This is a genomic window from Acidisphaera rubrifaciens HS-AP3, assembly GCF_000964365.1.
GTDB lineage: Bacteria > Pseudomonadota > Alphaproteobacteria > Acetobacterales > Acetobacteraceae > Acidisphaera > Acidisphaera rubrifaciens.
On record NZ_BANB01000957.1, the window covers coordinates 1 to 679 of the forward strand.

The following is a 679-nucleotide window of genomic DNA, read 5'->3' on the forward strand; positions in this document are numbered from 1 at the left end:
TGCCGCCGCCCGCCAGCGCCAGATGCAGCGTGCCCTGCCGCAGCGCGCGGCGGTACAGCGGCTCCGGCCCACCGGTCCCGCGCACGATCCCCGCCCCGACCGCCGCCACCCGGTCCCGGTAATCCGCCGCCAGCGCCGGGGTGTGCGAGTGATACAGGCCGATCGCGACGTACCAGTTGTCCCCCGCCTCCTCGTACAGGCTGCGCAGGTAGCGGGCGGCATAGTCGGCGTTGCGGGTGGGATCGAACGCGTCCTCGAGCGAACGGAACGCCGCCGGGTGCATCTGCAGATCGACCTGCATGCAGCCGACATCCACATAGCGCGCGCCGCGCGACAGGCTCAGCCGCACCCAGGCGACGGCCGCCGCCTTGCTCTCCAGGAACAGCCCGGTGCCGTCGGCATCGATCGTCCAGGGCCACGGGTGGATGTCCGTCATCGTCGCGATCGGCCGGCCGCTTTCGACCTTGGCGATGGCGGTGAGGATGCCGGCCGGGATGGCGTGCGCGTGTTCGGCCGCCGTGATCGCGTCGGCGCAGTATTTTGCCTGCGTCGCGTCCCAGCCGGCGGCTGGCTTGGCCGTGGCCGGCGCGGTGGCCGCGGGGGCCGCAGACGGCTGAACCGCGGCCGTGGCCGAACTCGGCGCGGACGAGGGCGGATGCGCGGCGCGGCCGGAGCTGGG

General features: G+C 74.1%; 1 protein-coding gene. It reads right to left on the reverse strand.

What is annotated here, in order from left to right; genetic code table 11:
- The coding region (locus B8460_RS19350; RefSeq protein WP_048863265.1) for a transglycosylase SLT domain-containing protein at positions 1 to 679 on the reverse strand (679 nt) is incomplete at both ends.